The organism is Nocardia sp. CA-084685, assembly GCF_050955785.1.
GTDB lineage: Bacteria > Actinomycetota > Actinomycetes > Mycobacteriales > Mycobacteriaceae > Nocardia.
The window spans coordinates 620,120-641,999 of the sequence record NZ_CP192094.1 but is presented as its reverse complement, the minus strand read 5'-3'; the positions used below and the strand labels follow the sequence as shown (position 1 = coordinate 641,999).

Here is a 21,880-nt window from a genome sequence, read left to right as displayed (position 1 = left end):
GGTGCGACCGGTTTCGCCGCATGCACCAAGATAGATGCTGTGAATTCGTGGATCGAACACGCGCGGTATCTGGCCGATGAGATATTCGCACCGCAGGCCGACGCGGTCGACCGCACGGGCGAAATTCCCGGCACCCATTTCGACCTGCTCGCCGAATACGGGTTCTACGGCGCGACCATGGCCGATGATATGGATATCGCCACCTTCACCCAGGCGGGCGAGCTCCTGGTGGGCGGATGTCTGGCGACCACCTTCGTCTGGGCGCAGCATCTCGGGGTCGCGCGCCGGATCGCCACCTCACCGAATCCCGAACTGCGCGAACGACTTACCGAGGACCTGCGACACGGACGGGTACGCGCCGGTGTGAGCTACGCGGGCGCGAACGACCAGCCCGGCTTGATCGCACGTCGCATCGACGGCGGGTATGTGCTCGACGGCACCGCACCATTCGTCACCGGATGGGGTCTGGTGGACATTCTCGGCGTGATGGCCCGCGATGCGGACGACGAGGGGTCGCTGATCAGTGTGCTGGTGCCCGCCGAACCGGGCCCCACGGTGCACGCCACCGCGCTCCCGCTCATCGCCGCCGATGCCAGCAAGACCGTGACGCTCACCTTCGACGGCCTCCAGGTGCCCGATGCCGCTGTGGACAACCGAATTTCACTGCGCAACTTCCATGCCTCCTTCATCCTGGCCGCCTGGCGCAACGGTGCGATCGCTCTCGGCATCGTGCGCCGCTGCCTCGGCGAACTCACGCGCTCGGGTGTCGACACCACCGCCATGGCCGCCGAATCCGCCCGCATCCGTACCGAACTCGACGATGCGCTCACCGGCCAGTCCGACATCTACCTGGCCCGCGCCCACGCCTCCGAACTCGCGGTCCGCGCGGCGACGGCTCTGGTGACGGCCACCGGTAGCGCGGCCGTCACGCGCGACAACATCGCCGAACGCTCACTACGCGAGGCGACCTTCACGCTGGTCTTCGGCTCCCGCCCGGCCATCAGGACCGCGCTGTTGGACCGCCTGACCCAGGCCACCGACACCGTCTACCCCTAGGCTGCGAATCCTCGCAGCCCTCACCGGGATTCACGCCTCCTCTGGGAAAAATGTGGGCACAGTGGGAATGGTTGGAACTCGGAACCTGTTGCGAGAACGGGGATCCCCATGCCCCTGCGGAAGACCTCTCGGGCGGGAAGTCTTTAACTCGCGCTAAAGCTGCTCGTCGGTGTGCCACTCGAGCATTCAAGTAGACCGCACTCCGTGTGACGCCGTGAACGGATGGCGAATCCCGTGGAGTCCACACGTGGACGGTGCGACTGGCCAGGACGATCGTCAGTCCGCGGTGGCACGCGTGATGGGCAGCCAGTGGGCCACTTCGCCAGCTCGGCTACCGGAAGCGCTGACCACGCCCGATGCCACAGCAACGTCGAATTCGAGGAGGCCGGTGGCAAGCAAAAGCCAAGTGCGCGCGTCGGTTTCGATGACATTCGGCGGTGTGCCCCTGGTGTGCCGCGGACCCTCGATGCACTGCACGGCCGCGAAAGGTGGGACGCGGACCTCGACGGAGTGACCGGGTGCGGCGGCGGCGAGGGCGCGAACGGTGGTGCGGGCCGCGGCGGCGAGTTCGGGCCGGGCGGGTGCGGGCGTCGAATCGTCGCGCAGCCAGGCGCTGACCGCCGCGACCGCCGCTCGCAGTTCCGTTGGATCCACCTTTGCTCGTCCTGCCACGATGCCGAGAATACTCGGAGGCGACTGGCCTGAGCGCCCGCGCTCTTGCCCGCCGGGGATTCCCGTTGGATCGAGCGAAAATGAGCGCTGCGGCTAGACGAGTGTGGGTCGGTCGCTCAGCGGATGTGTCTACGCTTCGGGCCGGTTGAAGTCTCCGTTTTGCACGCTCGTCGTGAAGGCAGTCCGGGGTGAAGACCAGAGCCGGACCAGCTGCACACCCGAGAAGCCATCAGACGACCGGCGGCACGCTGGTGAGCTGCCCTCGATACGGGAGTGGTGGTGCGCCATCGAGGATGACGCTGGTGTCGGCTATCACGTGTTGCACCTCGTTGATCATCAACGGGATGTCGCTGACGACGACCAGGCGAGGATGTGGGTTGGTGTGAGCGAGGCCCATCAGCTGGTGGCGGACCAGACGGTCACCACGGCCGTGTAGGCGTGGATGGCATCGCTGAGCGAAAGTTCCGTAATGAAGGCGACGCGATTGGCCACCGTCTTGACGCAGTAGCTGCTGTTCTTGCTGAGAGGTAGGGATTCGACGCCCTGGGTGGCGATGACGTCGGCGCACTGTTGCCGGGTCGGCTTGGTCGGATTGCTCCAGGACGCGATGGTGGGCTGCACGGTAAAGAAGTCGCCTCGCTGACCGTAGAGCGTGGCTTCGGAGAATTTCTTGGACGAAGAGTAGTTATAGCTGGCCCACGTGCTGGCGCCATTGTTCCCGGATACCACCCTGGGCGGGACGGAGTCCAGGTCGAGGTAGGTCAGATTGACCGTGCCGGACCACCGAACGTCCTCAGACGCGGAGGCCGATGTCGAGGAAGTAGCGGACTCGGAGACAGTGGTCGGCCGGCTGGCGGACTCGGTCCGGGACGCCTGCTGGGCCGGTGGAGGGGATTGCGAGGAGGAGTTTCCGTCCTGCTTGGCGTCGAAGAACTTGTCCGGTACGAGGATGATCAAGCCGACGATCAAACCGGGAATGACCGGCAAGAGCATCGCGGCGAGAACGGGATGGCGACTGACCCAGCTGCGCCGCTCGGGAGAGACTTCGTGCTGGGGTCGGCTCGAGTTGCGAGAGTCCTCTTCGTGCTGGTCGTCCCCCATGATCTGCCTGGTCTCCTTTGCCGTGGCTGACGAAAACCTCGCGTCTGTAAGAGTGTGTCCCGAGCACTGAGTACCGCAGCCATGCTTATAGAACACCCTTCAATTGTCAATGGCGGCAAAGTGTTCGGTCGTCGAGGTCAGGGATGCGCGTTCGGGCCCGTTCGCGCCAGTATGGATGGTGCGGCGACAAGCTGGGAGCCGCAACGTGACAGGCTGAAGCCGGTCAACTGCTCGGCGAATCAGCCGCGGCGATTCGCGGCGCAAGCGCACCCCCGGCGTTCACGGCGAAGTGCAGCAGAGCGGGGGCTGTGGCACTGTCGGTGCGGCGGCGCAGCAGGTCGAATAGGAGGCCACCGGCAGCGGTCGCGGCAATCGATGCCGGAACGCTGTCGCCCGCAGCGCGTGCGGGATAGATGTGCCAGAGGCCGAAGGTAGCCGCTCCGATCAACGCACCACCTCCCGGCCCGAACGCGTTGTCCAGCAACGGGTTCAGTGTTGCACGAAAGATGAGTTCCTCGCTGTAGGCGGTGCCGATCGGGATATGTACCGCGACCCACTCACCGAGCGGGACGTCCGGAGCCCGGTCGGCGAACCCACCGAGACGATCACGCAGCGCCGGAATAGCGACGGCCGCACCATAACCGGCGGTGACCACGCTCGCCGAGGCGAGTCCGTAACCGAGACCACGCACGGACAACCAGTTCGGTCGGCCGCGAAATGCCAGTGCGTAGCCGGTCGCGAATCCCGCATTGGCTGCGGTGCGGCCGCGCAGATCCAGCTGCAAGCGCGGCAACAGCCAATTGCCCCATGCCAATGGAACACCAATGGCGACAGCAGTTTTCGCAACGCGCCCGATAAATGTCATTTGATCTCGCGCTCGTAGTCCTCGGCGGCCTCGATCTGGGCCCGGATCTTGTCGGACTGTTCGACAGTCCAATCCGGTGGCGCCGCAACAGCGATCCAGCCGTCCAAGACCAGACTGCCGTACCGGTGGCCGTGTCCGTCGGTGACGCCCTGCGCATTGGACAGATCACAGGTGACCTGCCAGAACGTGACGAATGGCCACCAGCGCATCTGCGAGGACACATCGGAGCCGCGCGGTTCGGACAGCCAATCCGGTTGGGAGAAGATCAGGTCCGAGGACCACCAGACGATCGGGTCGGAGGCGTGCTGCAGATAGGCGATACGCGGAGCCCGCCATTCGGTCGTCGGACGCGCGAGATCGGCACTGTCGGAGGCGAATCGGACCACCAAACCATCCGCGTACAGCGGTTCGACCTCGCGCGATCCTGGATCGCGTCGCGAAACGAACTGATCCCACAGTCGATTCGAATTCGGGGGGCCGACCCATAGCGCACCGTCGACCTTGGAGCGCAGATCGGCGAGTCCGTCGAAGGCCGCCTCGGAGCCTTGTGAGCCCAGACTCTCGCCGTACACGAGCAACTTCGGCCGCGCCCCCTCCGACCGTGCCGACCAATGCTGGTACACGGCGTCGAAGAGCTGCTTACCCGCATCCGATGCCTTGCCGCGGTCCGCGAGAAAGGAAAGCACGCTCGGCAGGTACGAGTACTGCGAGGCCACGATGGCGGTGTCGCCGCCGTACATGTACTCGATGGCACCGGCCGCCATGGAATTGACCCATCCGGTGCCGGTCGTGGTGACCACCACCAGCACCTTGCGGTCGAAGGCACCCGTGCGCTCCAATTCGGAGACGGCGAGCGCGGCTCGCGCTTCGCCGCTCTGCGCCGACTCGAGACCCACATATGCGCGAATCGGTTCGCGGGCGGGTTTACCGGTGATCGAGGTGATTCGAGCGGCGGAGGGGCCGTGCGAGACGAACCAGCGGCCCTCGAATCCGAGCGAATCCCATTTCGCCAGCGATGCCGGACTCCCCGAGCGTTCCGGCTGCACCGGCTGAACCGCATTCGGCGAGGTGTGATCGTTCTGCACGCTGAATGCCGAGTTGGCCACCGCGAAGAAGGCGCGCGAGGCGACGCCGTTGAACAGCGTGACGGTCAGCACCACCAGGACCAGGAATCCAGCCGATGGGGCCAGCTCGCGCGGTACCCGTACCCAGCGGTTGAGCTGGCGGGCCAGGAATCGGATGATCTCGCGCAGCGTCCGATACACCACAACCACGCCGGTCCCGACCGCGATACTGAGCAATCCCGTGCGCAGATAGGCGGGGGTCGTGGTGCCCTCCATACCCATCAGCGCGGTGATTTCGCGCTGCCAGCGGGCCGACTGCACCAGCATGAAGGCCGCGGTGAGGGCGGCAGTGAGCAGGATCGCAGATTTCACCGCATAGCGCACCCAGGTCGGCGGCGGCGAAATTCGATCGCGCAGCAGCTTGGCCAGCCGCGGCCGGACCCAGAGCCGGAACAACCACTCCAATAGACAGCCGAGGCCGTAGCCGAGCGCGGCATTGATGCCGCTGATCAGACCCTGGAACAGCCAGTCGCGCGGTACCAGTGACGGCGTCACCGAGAGTACGAAGAAGATCGTCGCGAAGACCAGCCCGGCGTAGTTCAGGTCGATGATGTCCTCGGCACGCCGCACCACCACAACGCCGCGCGCACGCAGCTTCGTCAGGGTGGTCGCGGTTTCGAGCATCGTCTCAGCGCGATGGCGTGGTGCCCGGATCGTGGCGGTTCGGATCGGGCACGGGCGTGGACGGGTCCGTAGCGATCATCATCGGAACAGTATGCGGGTGCGCGCGGGTCAGCGGGTATGTTGCCCGCAGCGCCACGCGGCATCGGGGGTACAGATCACACGCAGGCTCGGCCGAGGCGACCGACCCGATGCGCGAATCATCCAGCGGCAGTGTCACTTACCGCGACATTCGGCAACTACCCAACGCGCTCGAGTAGTTGTACGCGGTCGCGTAGCGCCCCGAATCAGCAGACTCGGTACCCATGACCAATCCCAATGCCCGGCCGAAAACCTCCTCGGCCTTTCTCGCGCAAGCCGCGATCGCGTTCGGCGTCAGCTTCTTCGGGACCGGCGTCGGCATCTTCTACCTGCCATTGGATATCGCACAGCGCGGCTTCCTCGGCATGTCCGTGCTGTTCCTGGTGTCGAGTGCGTTCACCCTGGCGAAGGTGGTTCGCGACCAACAGGAATCGGCGAGCATCGGCCGCCGCTTGGACGAGGCGCGGATGGAAAAACTGATCGCGGAGCACGATCCGTTCAAATCCGTCGCCTGATGTGCGCATCCGGACGGGTCCGGCGACGAGGGGTTCGGGCCCGCCAGGGTGCGTGCGCTATTTCAGCTCGTGCTCGCGGGCGGAGGAGATCGCCAGATAATCGCGGATCCGATCCGCCAGATCGGCCGACCAATCCGGCGGCTGCGCGATCGCGGCCCAGGCATCCAATACCAGGTTGCCGTAGTTGTGCCCATGTCCGTCGCTGACGCTCTGCGCCCTGGGCAGATCCGCGGCGACCTGCCAGAACGTGACGATCGGATACCACGCCATGCGTGCGGAAACATCGGGACCGCGCGATTCGCGCAGCCAATCGGGTTCGCTGAACAGCAGATCCGGTGACCACCAGACCACCGTATCGGAGGCGTGCTGCAGATAGGCGATTCGCGGCGCCAGCCAGTTGTCCCCAGGCTTCCACAGATCGGCGCGGCTATCGGAGAAGCGCACCACCAGTCCGTCGGCATAGGTCGGCAGAATCTCCGACGTGCCGGGATCGCGGCGGGCGGTGAATTCACGCCACAGCCGGTTGGAATTCGGCGGTCCGACCCACAGCACACCGACGGTCTTCGCTCGGATGTCGGCCAGGCCGGTGAAAGCGCCTTCGGAACCTTGGGATCCGAGGCTCTCGCCATAGACGAGCAGTTTCGGCCGCGCGTCCTGCGGCCGGGCCGACCAGTGTTCATAAACCTTGTCGAAGACCAGCTTTCCCATCTGCGTGGCCTTGGCCTTATCGGACAGGAACGACAGCACGCTCGGCAGATAGGAGTACTGGGTCGCGGCGATCGCGGTGTCGCCGTTGTACATCAGCTCGATGGATTCGGCGCTGGACGAATCGACCCAGCCGGTGCCCGTCGTCGTGACGACCACCAGCACCTTGCGCTCGAAAACCTTGGTTCGCTCCAACTCCGCCGCGACCAATTCGGCCTGTGCCTCGGGCCCGTCGGCCGACTCCAATCCGGCGTAGACCCGAATCGGTTCGCGCGCGGGCTTTCCGGTGACCTGGCTGATATCGACCGCGGTCGGCACGAACGAGACGAACCAGCGGCCCTCGGATCCCAGCGTGTCCCAGACCGCCAATGACTTCGCACTGCCGGAACGCTCCGGCAACTGCGGCTGCACGGCATTCGGCGAGGTGTTGCCGTTGCGCACGCTGAACGCCGAATTCGCCACATCGAAAAACACTTTGGTGAGCACGCCGTTGAACAGCAGCACCGCCGCGACCACCACGACGAGCACGCCGGTCGGGACGGCCAGCTGGCGCGGAAAGTGGGCGCGCCTGATCAGCTCGAACGCGATCGAACGGACGAGCCGCCGCAGTATCCGGAATACCGCGATGACAATCGCGCCGACCAGCGCGCTCAATGCGCCGGTGCGCAGGAATCCGGAGGTCGTCGTGGATTCCATCCCCATGAGCGCGGTGATTTCACGCTGCCAGCGAGCCGATTCGATCAGTAGGAATATGGCGACGCCAAGACAGGCGAACACAATCGCGGTCTCGACCGCACCGGAGAGCCACTTCGGCCGTTTCGACCGAACTCGTGTGACTGCGGGCGGCAGCTGAGCGACCTTGCGGTGCAACGGTTTCCGCAACCACTTGCGGTACACCCATTCGAACAGGCAACCGACGCCGTAGCCGATGGCCGCATTGATCCCGCTGACCAGGCCCTCGAACAACCAATCCCGTGGCAGCAGTGAGGGTGTCAGCGACCAGCCGAAGAACACCGTGGCGACGATGAGACCGACGTAATTCGGATGGAAGAAGCGCTCTATGGCGCCGACAATTCTGGCAGCGCCGCCGCGGCCCGAGCTCAGGCCGCGGAGGGGCAGCGTGACCACGGACGCGACAGCGAACATCGCGAATCGAGCCCCGCGTAGGGCTACCGAGACCGCGCCAGCCTCAGGTGCGATCAAATGGCACTGGCCCCGAATAACTTCGGCAGCGTGCCCTCATACGCTTCGCGCAGATCGTCCAGGGTGATCGAGAACTGGCCCTGCACCTCAACCGAATCCGAGCCCTGATCGACCACACCGATGCGCACCCACGGCAATCCGCGCGCGGTGCACATCTTGGTGAAGCGCGTCTCCTCCGAGCGCGGCACCGCGACGAGCACCCGGCCCGCCGATTCGGAGAACAGCTGCACGAACGGATCCGAACCCTCGGGAAGCAGGATGCGGCAACCGGTCTCACCGGCCAGCGCGGCCTCGACCACGGTCTGGATCAGACCGCCCTCGGAAAGGTCGTGCGCGGCACTGATCATCCCGTCGCGCGAACCGGAGGTCAGTACCTCGGCGAGCAGTTGCTCGCGGGCGAAGTCGACCGTGGGCGGGACACCGCCGAGATGGTCGTGGGCGACCTGCGACCAGATCGAGCCGCCGAATTCGTCGGCGGTCTCGCCGAGCAGAATCAGCGTTTCACCCGGCTCCAGGCCGAGTCCGGTCGGGATGCGCCGGTGCACATCGTCGATGACGCCGAGCACGCCGACCACCGGGGTGGGCAGAATGGCGTCCTGACCGGTCTGGTTGTAGAAGCTGACATTGCCGCCGGTAACCGGAATGCCCAGCGCCACACAGCCGTCCGCGAGACCGCGCACGGCCTGCTGGAACTGCCACATGACGCCCGGATCCTCCGGCGAGCCGAAGTTGAGGCAGTTGGTGACGGCCTTCGGCGTCGCACCCGTGGTCGCCACATTGCGGTAGGCCTCGGCCAGCGCGAGCTGCGCGCCGGTGTAGGGGTCGAGCTTGGTGTAGCGGCCCGATGCGTCGGTGGCCAGCGCGATGCCGCGGCCGGTCTCCTCATCGATCCGGATGACACCGGCGTCGGCATGTTCGGCGAGCACGGTGTTGCCGCGGACGTAGCGGTCGTACTGCTCGGTGATCCACCGGCGGCTGCACAGCTGCGGGCTGGCGACCATCTGCAACGCGGTGGCGCGCAATTCGTCCGGAGTCTTCGGGCGGGGCAGCGTATCCGGAGTGTCGGCGATGAGCGCGTCCTGGAAATCCGGTCGCTGCACCGGGCGCTCGTACACCGGGCCCTGGTGTGCGACCGTGCGCGGCGGCACATCGACAACGGTCTCGCCGTGCCAGCTGATCACCAGCCGGTCGCCCTCGGTGACCTCACCGATGACCGTGGCCAGCACATCCCACTTGTGGCACACGGCCATGAACGCGTCCACATTCTCCGGCGTGACCACCGCGCACATGCGCTCCTGCGATTCACTGGAGAGCACCTCGGCCGGGGTCATCCCCTTGGCGCGCAGCGGCACCTTGGTCAGGTCGATATGCATGCCGCCATCGCCCGCGGCCGCGAGTTCGGAAGTGGCACAGGACAATCCGGCGCCGCCGAGATCCTGGATGCCGACCACCAGCTTGGCCGCGTACAGCTCGAGACAACACTCGATGAGCACCTTCTCGGCGAACGGGTCGCCGACCTGGACGCTGGGCAGCTTCTTGCGGCCGGTACCGGATTCGTCACCGGAGAAGGTGTCCGAGGCGAGCACCGATACGCCGCCGATGCCGTCGAGCCCGGTGCGCGCGCCGAACAGAATGATCTTGTTGCCAGCGCCGGAGGCGAAGGCCAGATGCAGATCCTCGACCCGCATGACACCGGCGCACAGCGCGTTGACCAGCGGATTGCCTTGGTAGGAGGCATCGAAGACGGTCTCTCCGCCGACATTCGGCAGGCCGAGCGAGTTGCCGTAGCCGCCGACACCGCGCACCACACCGTCGACAACGCGTCGGGTATCCGATGCGTCCGCCGCACCGAAGCGCAGCTGATCCATCACCGCGATGGGCCGCGCGCCCATGGCCATGATGTCGCGCACAATGCCGCCGACACCGGTGGCCGCACCCTGATACGGCTCCACATAGGACGGGTGGTTGTGGCTTTCCACCTTGAAGGTGACCGCCCAGCCCTCGCCGATATCGACAACGCCCGCGTTCTCACCGATGCCCGCGAGCATCGCCGATTTCATTTCCTCGGTGGTGGTCTCGCCGAAGTAGCGCAGATGCACCTTCGAGGACTTGTAGGAGCAGTGCTCGCTCCACATCACCGAGTACATCGCCAGTTCGGCGTCGGTCGGCCGACGGCCGAGGATTTCCTTGATCCGCGCGTACTCGTCGTCCTTGAGACCGAGCTCCTTGTACGGCTGCGGGGCGTCGGGAGTTGCTGCGGCTGCGCTGACGGTGTCGACCTGCGGAGTCACGGAGTACCAGGGTCCTTTCGGGCCGGAGCGCGAAGCTGGGGATTCGCCATGAAGTTTAGCCGTGGCCCTCCATGGACGGCCGGTCGCATCGACCAGGCGTCCGGATCGCCGCTTTTCGGGCCCGAAGGCCCCGGGTCGGCACACATCGCGCGAGCTCGCAACCGCTACGCTTTGGCCGTGAACGATCGATCGGGGGTTGCGGATCCGGCCGAGCAGCCCGTCACCACGCTGAACACTCGACTCGAACTCGACTCGGATGTCTCGCCGCGATTCTCATTGTCGAATCCGCAGGTGCGCTGGCTGTTGATCGCCGTCGCGATGTTCGCCGTATCGGCCATCGTCTCGCTGGTGGTGCACTGGTGGAATGGATATATCGATCTCCAGGTCTATCGCAACGGTGCGCGCGTCTGGCTCGACGACGGCGAGTTGTACGGACCGATGCCCCCGGTCGAGGGGATCGGACTGCCGTTCACCTATCCCCCACTGGCCGCACTGTTCTTCGCACCACTCGCGCTGATGCCGCTTCCACTGGCCGAGGTGCTGGTGACCGCCACCTCGGTGCTCAGCCTCGGCATCACACTGTGGCTGGTGCTCGCGCGGCTGCGCCCGTCCCTCGAATGGCGGACCATGCTGGCGCTGGTCATCGGCGTGGTCGCGGTGGCGCAGATGTCGGAACCGATCCGGCAGACCTTCGGCTTCGGTCAGATCAATCTGGTGCTGATGGCCGCGGTCACCATGGATTGCCTTGTCCGCAAGCCGGTCTGGCCGCGCGGCATGCTGATCGGCATCGCGGTGTCGGTGAAATTGATTCCGGCCGGATATCTGCTGTATTTCCTGCTTCGCCGGGATTGGAAAGCGGCGGGCACGCTGATCGTCTCCGCGGTTCTCGCTGTCGGACTCGGATTCCTGCTGTTCCCGAGCGATTCGGCCGAATATTGGTTCCACACCCTGGCCGATACCGGCCGCATCGGGCCGCCCTACTTCGCGGGCAATCAGTCGATCAAGGGCATGGCCTTCCGCCTCGGTGTCTCCGATTCACTAGCCACCGTGATCTGGATCACGCTGTCGCTCATCGCGATTACCCTCGCCGCGGTATGGATGCACCGGCTGCTCGAAGTGGGACAGCAGGTCGCGGCACTGATGGTGAATGCTGCCGCCGTACTGCTGGTATCCCCGGTTTCCTGGTCGCATCACTGGGTTTGGATCGCCCCCGCCATCCTGGTCGCGGCCGACGCCATCGCCCGCGGCGCCCGAAACCGCTGGTTCATCGGCTCGGTCGCCGCCTTCACCGTCCTGTTCATGATCGGACCCCAATGGCTCCTGCCGCATTCCAAGGATCTGGAACTCGGCTGGGCCTGGTGGCAGCAGCTCATCGGCAGCAGCTATGTCCTCGCGACCCTTGCGGTATTCGTGGTCGCCGTCAGCACCTACCACCCAGCGAAAAGCGCGGTGCCCGAGTAGGCCAGCGCCGCTGCCTGAACGGCGATCGTCCGCCCCGACGCGCCTCTCGGAATTCCAGCTCTTTCCACCGGCACACGTCCCTTGCGAGCTTGCCATCGGCACCCGGACCTGCCCGCATGACGCACCCCCGCGCGCAGGAATTGACCGCGGAATGTCGCAGCACCAGCCCGTATCGAACTCATCCGCCGTTGCGGCGAGGACATGGCCACCCGGACCTGCCCGCCTATCCATGGCACCCCCACGCACACGACTCGATCGCGGAATGTCGCAGCACCAGCCCGCATCGAACTCATCCGCCGATGCGGCGAGCTCATCGGCACTCAGGAGGTGAGAAATTGCGGATCGCCGCGACACACCTACCGGTCGAGTGGTGCGGGAGTCAGGAAAGCGGCTAGGGCGGCGGCATAGGACGAAACATCTTCTGCGCCCATGATTTCGCGGGCCGAATGCATCGCCAGCTGCGCGGCGCCGACATCGACGGTGGGCATGCCGGTGCGGGCGGCGGTCATCGGGCCGATGGTGGAGCCGCAGGGGAGATCGGCGCGGTGCACATAGCGCTGCAGGGGGACCTCGGCTTGGGCGCAGGCCAGGGCGAAGGCACCCGCACCCGCGGCATCGGTGGCGTAGCGGAGATTCTGGTTGACCTTGAGTACCGGGCCGCCATTCACCTCGATGCGATGTGCGGGCTCATGACGGTCCGGGTAGTTGGGGTGCGTCGCGTGTGCCATATCACCGGAGGCACAGACGGATCCGGCCAGTGCGGCAAGGTATTCGGCGCGGCCGCCGCCGCGGGCGAGCACGACGCGCTCGAGCACCGTCGGCAGCAGATCGGACTGCGCACCGCGGTCGGATTGGCTGCCTACCTCCTCGTGATCGAACATCGCCAGCACCGGAATGGCCGCACCGGGTTCCACGATCGCCGCGAGGAAGGCATTCAATCCGGCATAGCAGGTGCCCTGGTTGTCCAGGCGCGGCGCACTCACCAGATCGCGGTCCCGGCCGACCAACCGGCTCGGCGCCAGATCATGGGTCATCAGCTCCCATCCGAGCACCGACTGCGGATCGACCTCGGCATATTCGGCCACGAACGCCAGGAATGAGCGCGGCTGCGCACCCAGACCCCAGATCGCATTGACGTGCCGCTGCGGATCCAGCGTGACACCGCGGCGATCCTCCGAGAGATGGATGGCCAACTGCGGCACCCGCAAGATCGGTTCATCGATGCGAACCAGCTGGTCGCGCACCGCATTTCCGTCGCGCACGCTGAGCCGCCCGGAAATGCCGAGTTCGCGGTCCAGCCAGGAATTCAGCCAGGCTCCGCCGTAAGGCTCCAACCCGACCAGCTGCCAGCCCACCGCGGCCAGGTCCGGATACTGCTTCACCCGCAGGTTCGGACTGTCGGTGTGCGCACCGACCACCCGGAATGGCGTCACACCGGCGGAATCGGCCGTCGCCCACGCCACCAGCGAACCGCCGCGCACGACATAATGCCGACTCGGCCCGTCCGTGGGCCACGGCTCCGACTCCGCGAGCGGCGTGAAACCGTGGGCGTCCAGTTCCCGCGCGACCGTCCGGCAGACGTGGAACGGCGACGGTGAATCGTCGATGAAGGCGCACAACCCGGCGGCCGTGGCAGCGGTAGTGGAAACGGGCATGTCTGCGATCCTATGCAGCCGTCGCGCAGACCTGAGGATCCGTCTCGATCAGATCCCGCACGGCTCCTGTGCCTCGACCGGATCGTTGACCCGGGGTCGACAGCAGTGGAGCGGGCAGCTCTCGTAGACACCGGTCGCATGGCCTCCGTTTCAACAACCTACGCAGACCGAAGTGGTCCCGCCCCGCATGAGAAACCGCCCCCGTCGCGGCAGGTCGGAGCGAAGACCGCGGTTTCGGTGCCGAGAATGACCGTCGCCGTGGAGTACAACGATCTCGTCGTACGCCTATGGCCGAATATTCGGAAAACATAACCAGGTCTATTGCGACCATAACCCGAGGAATGGAAATCGCGCGCCGAGATCAGCGCGACCGAACATTCGTCAGATTAATTCATCCGATGAATGAGGCGGTACCAATTTGAACTACTCCGCGGAAACGAGTTCGAGCAAACGCATCAGCTCGGCATAACGCCGCGCACCGATACGCGAACGCAACTCCCGCTCCGCGCGCTCCTCTTCGACGCGGACCGCGTCGACCAGATCCGAACCGAGCCGGCTCAGGCCGATCAGGATGCGGCGACGGTCGTCCTCCGCGGCCACCCGGAAGATCAGGCCGCGTTCGGCGAGTGCGTCGGCGTGCCTGGTCGCCGAGGACGGCGGTAGCTGTGACCTGGCCGCGAGCTCACTCATGGTGACCCCGAACTCGGGGGACAGATTCGACAGCATCGACCATTGGTCGGCCGTCAGTTGCCTGGCGCACAGGGCGGCGTCGAGGTGATCCAGCCAGCGCCGTTGCGCGGCACGCAGCACACCATGCAGCGTGGAATATCCGCTTACAATGGTCGTCATTATTTCCTGCCTGCCATGAATTTCGCTCGAACGAGAAGAAGAGTACCGAATGTCAGCGTTCGGCGAGAGCCCAGACGGCACAATCGAGATACTGAACATAGTCCCCATGCAGGGACCGGGCGGTATTGTCGCGGCGTCGTGTGATGCGGCGGTTTCCCTCGCGGTCGACGAAATCAATGCTGGGACCGGTTTTCTGGGCCGCGAAATTCGTACTACGAATATCGATGGCGGCCGGAATCCGCGCGAGGTCGCCGATGAGGTATCCGCGCTGCTGGCCACCGGGATGGTGCACGCGATCACCGGCTGGCATACCTCGGCGGTGCGATTGGCCGTCGCGCGCGCCAATGCCAGTCGGGTGCCCTACCTCTTCGCCACCGGACACGAGGGTCTCACCAATGAACTACCCGGGGTGCTCATGCTCGGGGAGCATCCGGCGGGCCAGACCCTGCCCGCGGTGCACTGGCTGCAGCGCGAACACGGCGTACGCCGCTGGGCGGTTATCGGCAACGACTACATCTGGCCGCGCGAATCGGCCAAGGCGGTGCGCCGCAGCCTGGCCGATCCGAGCGCCATCGTGCTGGAGCGATTCGTACCGCTCGGCACACCGGACTTCGCGGAATTCCTCGACCATCCCGCATTGGACCAGGCCGACGCCGTCATGATCCTGATGGTCGGCGCGGATGTCTCCCGCTTCAACCGGCAGTTCGCCGCCACCGGACGCGCGGACACGCTACTGCGCGTCAGCCCGGCCGCCGACGAAAACGTACTGCTGACCGCCGGTCCCGCGGCCAATCACAACTTCTACGTGGCATCGAGCTTCTTCGTCGACCCGCGCACCGACGACGGCCGCGACCGGATGGCCCGCTACCGCCGACTACACGGCGCCTTCGCACCCGCACTGACCAGCTTCAGCAATATGAGCTACGAGGCGATCCACACCCTGCGCGCGATCGGCGAGACGGTCGGATCACTGCACGTCCCCGACATACACGCGGCCCTCGACCAGCGCGTTCAACTCGAAACACCCGGCGGTTCCAGAAGTTTCGTCGGAAACCAAGCCCAGCAGCACGGCTATATCGCGCTGGCCGACGGCGTCGATTTCGACATCATCGCCCGGATCACCTGAGCTGACCTACCTGATCGGTGACCCCAACGGAGCGAGTCTTACGAGCGAGCATTTCGCGGCCCGTCTCGCGTCCGAGCCGTCGAAGCGCATGCGCCGCAGGCGCGGCAAATTAAACACCAACCAGGTTGTCGAGTACCGAGAGGAACAGGCCGAGGCCGTCGTCGCTCGGACCGGTCAGCGGCTCGGTGGCGTGTTCGGGATGCGGCATCAGGCCGACGATCCGGCCATCGGCCGAGGAGATGCCCGCGATATCGCGCTGAGAGCCGTTCGGATTGTCGCCCGCGTAGCGGAAGACCACCCGTCCCTCGCCCTCGAGTTCATCGAGCACGCGATCGGAGGCCTGGTAGCGCCCCTCGGCGTTCTTGACCGGGATGAGGATCTGGGCACCGGGCTCGAAACGCGAGGTCCATGCGGTATTCGCGGTTTCGACGCGCAGCCATTCGTCACGGCAGACGAAGTGCAGACCCTCGTTGCGGGTCAGCGCACCGGGCAGCAGACCCGCTTCGCACAACACCTGGAAACCGTTGCAGATGCCCAGGACCGGCAGGCCCCGACCGGCGGCCTTGACGACCTCACCCATCACCGGGGCGAATCGGGCGATGGCACCGGCGCGCAGGTAGTCACCGTAGGAGAAGCCGCCGGGCACGATCACCGCGTCGACCTGCTTCAGATCGGCATCGGCATGCCACAGGCTGACCGCCTCGGCACCGGCCAGCTTGACCGCCCGAGCGGCATCGACATCATCGAGCGTGCCCGGAAAAGTAATGACCCCGACCCGCGCGGTCATGACTGCGCCTCGCTGGCGCTCGGCTCCGCCTTGCCCGCGATGGCGGCTGTGTTTTCGATTCGCTCGTTACGGTCGCTCATGCCGAAACCCGCACGACCTTCCAGTCCTCGATCACGGTATTGGCGAGCAGCGCCTCGGCGATCTGTTCGAGCTCCGCGTCGCTGACACTGTCGTCGACATCGAGTTCGAATCGCTTGCCCTGCCGCACATCCGACACTCCGGCGAATCCCAGGCGCGGGAGCGCGCCGGCGATGGCCTGACCCTGCGGATCCAGGATCTCGGCCTTCGGCATCACCTCGACCACGACTCGTGCCACGCGTTGCTCCTCAGGTGGTGTTGGGGTTACCTGAGCAGCGTAGTTGTCCGGGCTGTCCGAGCTACGGTCGGGGTCGAGTCAAATAGCATGGCCCCATGCGCATAGCCCACTTCGGCCATTCCTGCATCCTCGTCGAATTGCACGGCAAGAAGGTGCTGTTCGATCCGGGCACATTCTCACACGGCTTCGAGGGCATCACCGGCTTGGACGCCATCGCCGTCACCCACCAGCATCCCGACCATATCGATCCGAGCCGGATCGAGACACTGCTCGACAACAACCCGGACGCGCGCCTGTTCAGCGATCCACAGACCGCACAGCAGCGCGGCGAGCCATGGGAGGCGGTGCACGCGGGCAATGTGATCACTCTCGGCGATCTCCAGATCACCGGAGGCGGCGGCAGGCATGCGGTAATCCACCCGGAGATCCCGGTGATCGATAACACCGTCTTCCAACTCGGCACCTCGGACGACCCGGCCCAACTCGTGCACCCAGGCGACTCGCTCTGGGTGCCGCCGGTGCCGGTCGGCGTCCTCGCCATCCCCGCGTCCGCCCCGTGGATGCGCATCAGCGAGGCCGTCGACTACCTGCGCGCGGTCTCCCCCCGTACCGCCTTCCCCATCCATTTCGGCATCATCCAACCCGAAGCCCAAGGCATCTACTTCGGCCGCCTGGCCGAAATGGGCCCCACCGGAACAGAATTCACCGTCATCACCCCCGAGTCCCAGCGCGACCTCTAACACCTGGACTATTGATCACCATGTATCCCTGGCGGCAATCGTCGAGAGGATCCGCCACGGACGCATGGTGATCAGGCGTCCAATACCCTCAGCGGGCCTGTTCGGCGTAGGTGGCGAGGAAGAGGGCCTCGGCGAGGGCCATGTGTTCGATTTCGGAGGGGTCGACGCTCTCGTTGGGGGCGTGAATGAGGCATTTCGGTTCCTCGACGCCCAGCAGCATGATCTCGGCGTGTGGGTAGGTGTCGGCGAAGACATTGCACAGCGGGATCGAACCGCCCTGGCCCTGGGTGGTCGTCGCGCGGCCGTACGAGGCGGTGAGCGCGGCTTCCATGGCGGTGCGGGCAGGACCGCCGCTGGCCGACCGGAATGGCGCGCCGGTCCCCTCGGTTTCCACGGTGATTTTCGCGCCCCACGGCGTATGCGCCCGCAGATGTGCGGTCAGCAGTTCCAGCGCCCGGTCGGGATCGACGCCCGGCGGAATGCGCAGGTTGAGCCGGGCTCGGGCGGTGGGCTGGATGGCCGCCGCTGAACCGACGACCTTCGGCGCGTCGATGCCGAGCACCGTCAAAGCCGGTCGCGCCCAGAGCATATCGGCGACGCTGCCGTCACCGGTGAGTTCGACACCGCCGAGTACGCCTGCGTCAGCGCGGAATTGGTCCGCCAAATACTGCACACCGGTCCAGCGCTGATCGTTGGGCAGACCGGCCACGGTGGTGTTGCCGTGTTCGTCGCGCAATGAGGCGAGCAGGTGGACGAGCGCGGCAAGCGCATCAGGGGCGGGACCGCCGAACATGCCGGAATGCATTGGGCCGGCGAGAGTTTCGATGGTGACGACCACGTTCACATTGCCCCGCAGCGACTCGGTCAAGGTCGGCATCCCGATCGCGAAATTGCCGCAGTCGCCGATCAGAATCGCATCCGCGCGCAATAGATCCGGATTGGCCTCGACGAATTGTTCGAGTCCACCGGTGCCCTGCTCCTCGGAGCCCTCCGCGACCAGCGTCACCCCGAGCGGGAGATCCGCGCCGAGTGCCCGCAGCGCGGTCAGGTGCATCACGATATTGCCTTTGCAGTCCGCACTGCCGCGCCCGTACCAGCGGCCGTCCTTCTCGGTCAGCTCCCAGACCGGGGTGCGCCAGGCATCGTCGTCGAGCGGCGGCTGCACGTCGTAGTGGCAGTAGAGCAATACCGTGGGCGCACCGTCCAGCGCGGGACGCGAGGCGATGACGGCCTTACTGCCATCGGGAGTTTCGTGCAGACCAACCTTGGTCAGACCCGCCCCGGCGAACGCGTCGGCCACCCACTGCGCGGTCCGGTCGCACTCCTCCGGCGGGAACTGCCGGGGATCGGCCACCGACTTGAACGAAACCAGTTGAGTGAGATCGGTTTTCGCCTGCGGCATCAGCGCGGCCACCCGCTGGCGCAGCGCCGCGATGCGGGAGTCGTCGATCATCTGCGAAACCTCATTTCCGATCCGATCCAGCACAGAAGCGGCCGACCGCGCGCCGCCCGCCCACTCTGGCATGAACCGCTCGGCGCATACGGAGAAATCAGCCGACCGATCGGTCTGTGTCGTCCGGATCGGAACACCGAAAATCCGGTCGCCGCTGTGACATGCTGAAACGTCGACGCTGGTTGCCACTGTTTTCGCAAGGACATCACCCGAGCCATGTTCGGAGGCGGTTCGATGACAGAAGAACTGGAGCCCGACGACCTATTCGCCCTGCCGGGCCTGCGCCGGTCGGCACCGAAGGCCGGATTTCCGATAAGCGAGTTGATCCCCCAGGTCGCCTACGAGATCGTGCACGACGAACTGATGCTCGACGGCGTCTCCCGGATGAATCTGGCGACCTTCTGCACCACCTGGGTCGACGACCAAGCGCGCCGACTGATGAACGAATCCCTGGACAAGAACATCGTCGACAAGGACGAATACCCGCAGACCGCGGAATTGGAGCGCCGCTGCGTGCGGATGGTCGCCGATCTGTGGCATGCGCCGGATCCGGCGGGCACGCACGGCACCTCGACCACCGGCTCGAGTGAGGCCGCGATGCTCGGTGGTCTGGGCGCCAAATTCCGCTGGCGCAAACGCGGCGGCACCGGAACCCCGAATTTCGTCTGCGGCCCGGTGCAGGTGTGCTGGGAAAAGTTCGCGCGCTATTTCGATGTGGAGATCCGTCAGATTCCGCTGCGCGGGGACCGGCTGACCATGCATCCCGACGATGTGGCCGACTACTGCGACGCGAACACCATCATGGTGGTGCCGACCTTCGGGCAGACCTACACCGGGTTGTTCGAGGATGTCGCCGGGATAAGCCAGGCGCTGGACCGACTACAAGAAGACAGCGGCCTGGATATCCCGATCCATGTGGACGCGGCCAGCGGCGGATTCCTCGCGCCGTTCACCGCACCGGATCTGATCTGGGATTTCCGGTTGCCGCGGGTCAAGTCGATCAATGCCTCCGGCCACAAGACCGGGCTCGCACCGCTCGGCTCGGGCTGGGCGATCTGGCGCGAGGCCGCCGACCTGCCCGAGGAACTGATCTTCAATGTGGATTACCTCGGCGGCAGCATGGCCACCTTCAATCTCAACTTCTCTCGCCCGGGCGGGCAGGTGATCACCTCGTACTACGAATTCATCCGGCTCGGGCACACCGGATACACCCGTTTGCAGTCCCAGCTCTACCACGTCGCCCAGCATCTGGCCGAAGGCCTGCTGAAACTCGGTCCGTTCGAGATGATCCACGGCGGCGATCCGCATCGGGGGATCGCGGCGGTGTCGTGGCGACTGACCGAGGATGTCGGCTTCAATCTCTATGAACTGTCGGATCGGCTGCGGACCAGGGGTTGGCTGATCGCCGCGTATCCGTTGCCCGCCGACCGCGAGAACGAGACGATCATGCGCGCGCTGGTCCGGCACGGGTTCAGCATCGATATGGCCGACCTACTGCTCGCCGATATCGAGCGCGGTATGGAGCAATTGGACAAGCATCCACACTCCGAACCACTCACCCGAGCCGAAGCGGGCGGATTCACGCATAACGCGACAGCTGCCGTACCGAGCGATAAGGCGAAACCGGTCCGGTCCCGATCTCGAGCCACTGGAGGCCCCGGCTGACAGACGACGCCATCGATATCTCGACGCCACACGGTACCTCGATCGAATACGTTGGCGCAGAGTCGATTTCGCCGCGCGCCGCCGCCCGGTCACGCCATTACGGGCGGCGGCGCCTCGTGCGGGCGGTGCCGACCACACCCCCTACACGGATTCGGGCAGACCTGATCAGGCCGCCTTGACCGCCGTGAACGCCTCCCAGCGGTATACCTCGCTGGCCGCACCGTGGAACAGCGCGAGATCGACCGCATCGAGCATCGCCTGCCGCGGACCGGAGCGGCCGAGCTGAGCGGCGGAAACGGCCAGCCGCAGCACACCACCGCGACGTGCGGTCCTGGCCGCACCGAGCACCAACGCGCGACACCACCACGGCTCGGCGCGGAAACCCTCGCCCATGCCGTAAACGCGCGCCCTCTGGGCGATATTGCGCTCGAGATCGAGAATCGAGGTCAGCCCGAGCGCGAGCCGGAAACCGGCCTCGGGCAGCGCCTCGATCGCGCCCGCGGAGGCATCCCAGCGCGGTGCCGCGAACAGCCGGGTGCGCAATTCCACCTGCTCGAGCACACGATCCGCCGCGGTCAGCCGCAGGCGCGCCTCATGCCGGGGCAGGGTGGCGAATTCGGCTCTGCGCCGTTTGGTCGCCGCCTGGTCGTAGCCGTGCAGCACGATCGCATCACCGCGGGCCCGCCGACCACGCAGCCAGGCCTGCGTCGCCGGATCTTCCACCAGCCGGTAGCCGCCCTTCAACCTGGGCGCGACCAGCAGCGAAAGCCGCACATCGCGGCGATCCATTTCGGCCGCGAATTCGATAGCCGCGTCCCGCGTGGCGTCCCGGATCCCGGAAATCGACACGATCAGCTCAGCGTTCATGACCTTACGGTGCCAGCCGCACATGTACTCGGCGTGCAGGGCGGATGACCCGCCGACGAACACTGCGTCACACCCGCGGGACATCTGACCTAAGATCTGCGGCGTGAAGACAGCCCTGTTCAGTGCTCTGTCAGTTCCACTCCTGCTCATCGCACCGGCCACGGCGCTAGCCGATCCGGACACCCCCCAGATCTTCAGCCAAGACGAAACATGCACTGCTACAGAAGGTTTCGTCAACCAAGTGCGCAGCCGCACGCCGGACGCGACACCGGATCAGATCGCCGACGCCTACATCGCGATCATGGATGCGAACGGCGCATATCAGGGGATCGAGCAATTTCGCGACAGCGATCGTGCGACATTCCTGGACAACATGCGCACCTGCGGCCTCTGATTTACCACCGCTCCCAGTGCAGTACCTGCTCCCTCGGCACCCGGACGGCGGGTTTGAAGTCGGTGCCGAGGGTGTAGGCCAATGGGATGAATGCCGCGAGCATCACCGAGTGGTACGGAATCCCCAGTGCCGCAGCTAGTTCGCGTTCCAGCGGCCCCTGCGCGCTGGTCCAGGTGGTGCCGAGCCCGCGAGCGCGCGCGGCGAGCATGAAGCTCCACACCGCGGGCAGAATGGAACCCCAAGCGCCCGACTGGAGCTCGACCGAGGCGCGATCGGTTCGGCCCTCGACGGCCGGGATCGGGTGAGCGGCCGGGGAGGACCGACCGCTCACCC

General features: G+C 65.8%; 21 protein-coding genes. 7 read left to right on the top strand and 14 right to left on the bottom strand.

Annotation, left to right across the window (positions count from 1 at the left end; all coding sequences use genetic code 11):
* The first annotated feature begins 39 nt into the window (after positions 1-39).
* Positions 40-1,056 (top strand): acyl-CoA dehydrogenase family protein, encoded by a 1,017-nt coding sequence (locus ACQP2U_RS02900; protein ID WP_433713266.1) that lies wholly within the window; start codon positions 40-42, stop codon positions 1,054-1,056.
* 276 nt (positions 1,057-1,332) lie between these two features.
* Here the strand turns inward: ACQP2U_RS02900 and ACQP2U_RS02895 are convergent, their stop codons facing one another.
* From ACQP2U_RS02895 to ACQP2U_RS02875, 5 genes are all read right to left on the bottom strand, one after another.
* Positions 1,333-1,728: a sterol carrier family protein gene (locus tag ACQP2U_RS02895; RefSeq protein WP_433713265.1), complete on the bottom strand. Its 396-nt coding sequence runs from the start codon at positions 1,726-1,728 to the stop codon at positions 1,333-1,335.
* A gap of 229 nt (positions 1,729-1,957) precedes the next feature.
* On the bottom strand, positions 1,958-2,125 hold the full coding sequence (locus tag ACQP2U_RS02890; RefSeq protein WP_433713263.1) for a hypothetical protein: 168 nt from the start codon (positions 2,123-2,125) through the stop codon (positions 1,958-1,960).
* Positions 2,125-2,829: a hypothetical protein gene (locus tag ACQP2U_RS02885; protein ID WP_433713261.1), complete on the bottom strand. Its 705-nt coding sequence runs from the start codon at positions 2,827-2,829 to the stop codon at positions 2,125-2,127. Before ACQP2U_RS02885 ends, ACQP2U_RS02890 begins: the two co-directional genes overlap by 1 nt.
* A gap of 223 nt (positions 2,830-3,052) precedes the next feature.
* Complete coding sequence (locus ACQP2U_RS02880) at positions 3,053-3,694, bottom strand: lysostaphin resistance A-like protein (protein WP_433713260.1); 642 nt, start codon at positions 3,692-3,694, stop codon at positions 3,053-3,055.
* Positions 3,691-5,442, bottom strand: a complete 1,752-nt coding sequence (locus ACQP2U_RS02875) for an alpha/beta hydrolase (RefSeq protein WP_433713259.1) — start codon at positions 5,440-5,442, stop codon at positions 3,691-3,693. The genes ACQP2U_RS02880 and ACQP2U_RS02875 overlap by 4 nt, the downstream gene beginning before the upstream one ends.
* A gap of 302 nt (positions 5,443-5,744) precedes the next feature.
* On the opposite strand from ACQP2U_RS02875, the gene ACQP2U_RS02870 reads away from it, so the two are divergent.
* On the top strand, positions 5,745-6,035 hold the full coding sequence (locus tag ACQP2U_RS02870; protein WP_397030424.1) for a YiaA/YiaB family inner membrane protein: 291 nt from the start codon (positions 5,745-5,747) through the stop codon (positions 6,033-6,035).
* Between the two features lie 57 nt (positions 6,036-6,092).
* On the opposite strand, the gene ACQP2U_RS02865 is transcribed toward ACQP2U_RS02870, so the two are convergent.
* Positions 6,093-7,886, bottom strand: a complete 1,794-nt coding sequence (locus ACQP2U_RS02865) for an alpha/beta hydrolase (RefSeq protein ID WP_433713257.1) — start codon at positions 7,884-7,886, stop codon at positions 6,093-6,095.
* Positions 7,887-7,939: 53 nt separating this feature from the next.
* Positions 7,940-10,234 (bottom strand): phosphoribosylformylglycinamidine synthase subunit PurL, encoded by a 2,295-nt coding sequence (gene purL, locus ACQP2U_RS02860; RefSeq protein WP_433713255.1) that lies wholly within the window; start codon positions 10,232-10,234, stop codon positions 7,940-7,942.
* Positions 10,235-10,411: 177 nt separating this feature from the next.
* Here purL and ACQP2U_RS02855 point away from each other — a divergent pair, with 177 nt between their 5' ends.
* Entirely contained in the window at positions 10,412-11,695 is a 1,284-nt protein-coding gene (locus ACQP2U_RS02855; protein WP_433713254.1) for a glycosyltransferase 87 family protein, read from the top strand.
* 356 nt (positions 11,696-12,051) lie between these two features.
* On the opposite strand, the gene ACQP2U_RS02850 is transcribed toward ACQP2U_RS02855, so the two are convergent.
* Positions 12,052-13,350 (bottom strand): M18 family aminopeptidase, encoded by a 1,299-nt coding sequence (locus tag ACQP2U_RS02850; RefSeq protein WP_433713253.1) that lies wholly within the window; start codon positions 13,348-13,350, stop codon positions 12,052-12,054.
* 423 nt (positions 13,351-13,773) lie between these two features.
* The gene (locus tag ACQP2U_RS02845) at positions 13,774-14,199 is read right to left on the bottom strand and encodes a MarR family winged helix-turn-helix transcriptional regulator (protein WP_433713251.1); all 426 of its coding nucleotides are present in this window, start codon (positions 14,197-14,199) and stop codon (positions 13,774-13,776) included.
* A gap of 49 nt (positions 14,200-14,248) precedes the next feature.
* Here ACQP2U_RS02845 and ACQP2U_RS02840 point away from each other — a divergent pair, with 49 nt between their 5' ends.
* Entirely contained in the window at positions 14,249-15,325 is a 1,077-nt protein-coding gene (locus ACQP2U_RS02840; protein ID WP_433713249.1) for a substrate-binding domain-containing protein, read from the top strand.
* A 109-nt stretch (positions 15,326-15,434) separates the two neighbouring features.
* On the opposite strand, the gene purQ is transcribed toward ACQP2U_RS02840, so the two are convergent.
* The gene (gene purQ / locus ACQP2U_RS02835) at positions 15,435-16,112 is read right to left on the bottom strand and encodes a phosphoribosylformylglycinamidine synthase subunit PurQ (RefSeq protein ID WP_397030438.1); all 678 of its coding nucleotides are present in this window, start codon (positions 16,110-16,112) and stop codon (positions 15,435-15,437) included.
* 76 nt (positions 16,113-16,188) lie between these two features.
* A complete protein-coding gene (gene purS, locus ACQP2U_RS02830) occupies positions 16,189-16,428 on the bottom strand; it encodes a phosphoribosylformylglycinamidine synthase subunit PurS (protein ID WP_040686358.1) in 240 nt (79 codons plus the stop codon).
* 95 nt (positions 16,429-16,523) lie between these two features.
* On the opposite strand from purS, the gene ACQP2U_RS02825 reads away from it, so the two are divergent.
* Positions 16,524-17,168, top strand: coding sequence for an MBL fold metallo-hydrolase (locus ACQP2U_RS02825; protein ID WP_433713248.1), 645 nt, complete (start codon positions 16,524-16,526; stop codon positions 17,166-17,168).
* Between the two features lie 88 nt (positions 17,169-17,256).
* On the opposite strand, the gene ACQP2U_RS02820 is transcribed toward ACQP2U_RS02825, so the two are convergent.
* On the bottom strand, positions 17,257-18,621 hold the full coding sequence (locus ACQP2U_RS02820; protein ID WP_433713247.1) for a dipeptidase: 1,365 nt from the start codon (positions 18,619-18,621) through the stop codon (positions 17,257-17,259).
* A 234-nt stretch (positions 18,622-18,855) separates the two neighbouring features.
* Here ACQP2U_RS02820 and ACQP2U_RS02815 point away from each other — a divergent pair, with 234 nt between their 5' ends.
* Positions 18,856-20,286 carry a glutamate decarboxylase gene (locus ACQP2U_RS02815; protein WP_433713246.1) on the top strand — a complete coding sequence of 477 codons (1,431 nt, stop codon included), beginning with the start codon at positions 18,856-18,858 and terminating at the stop codon, positions 20,284-20,286.
* Positions 20,287-20,451: 165 nt separating this feature from the next.
* Here the strand turns inward: ACQP2U_RS02815 and ACQP2U_RS02810 are convergent, their stop codons facing one another.
* A complete protein-coding gene (locus ACQP2U_RS02810; RefSeq protein WP_433713245.1) occupies positions 20,452-21,153 on the bottom strand; it encodes a DUF2334 domain-containing protein in 702 nt (233 codons plus the stop codon).
* Positions 21,154-21,256: 103 nt separating this feature from the next.
* Between ACQP2U_RS02810 and ACQP2U_RS02805 the strand changes: the two genes are divergently transcribed.
* A complete protein-coding gene (locus ACQP2U_RS02805) occupies positions 21,257-21,547 on the top strand; it encodes a hypothetical protein (RefSeq protein ID WP_433713244.1) in 291 nt (96 codons plus the stop codon).
* A 1-nt stretch (position 21,548) separates the two neighbouring features.
* Here the strand turns inward: ACQP2U_RS02805 and ACQP2U_RS02800 are convergent, their stop codons facing one another.
* Positions 21,549-21,878 (bottom strand): nitroreductase family protein, encoded by a 330-nt coding sequence (locus tag ACQP2U_RS02800; RefSeq protein WP_433713243.1) that lies wholly within the window; start codon positions 21,876-21,878, stop codon positions 21,549-21,551.
* Positions 21,879-21,880 lie beyond the last annotated feature (2 nt).